Raw genomic sequence first — 290 nt, forward strand, 5'->3', positions numbered from 1 at the left:
CGTTCACGGAGCTTGCCGATGCCGCCCTTGACGGTGGATTTGATCGCCGAGAGGACGGCGGTGGGGAGGGGGCTGTGGTGCTTGTGGGTTTCCATGGCGGTGAGGAACTCGGGTTCCGTGAGGGTGGTCGTCACGCCCATGTCCGCCATCGTGGCCAGGTAGGCGTCCCGGAGGCGTGAGTACCAGGCGTCGAGGTAGGCGCCGTGCTCCGGGCGGATCCAGGCTTCGGTGGGGCGCACGTCGTGGCCGAGTTCCCGGGCGTAGGCCAGGGTCGGGGTCGCGTACCAGGC

At 69.3% G+C, this 290-nt stretch carries 1 pseudogene; it reads right to left on the reverse strand.

Features of this window, described 5'->3' with window-relative positions:
• Positions 1 to 290, reverse strand: a pseudogene (locus tag VR44_RS40670) (telomere-associated protein Tap); the annotation flags it as partial.

Origin of the sequence: Streptomyces katrae (genome assembly GCF_000966975.1) — a bacterium.
Lineage (GTDB): Bacteria > Actinomycetota > Actinomycetes > Streptomycetales > Streptomycetaceae > Streptomyces > Streptomyces katrae.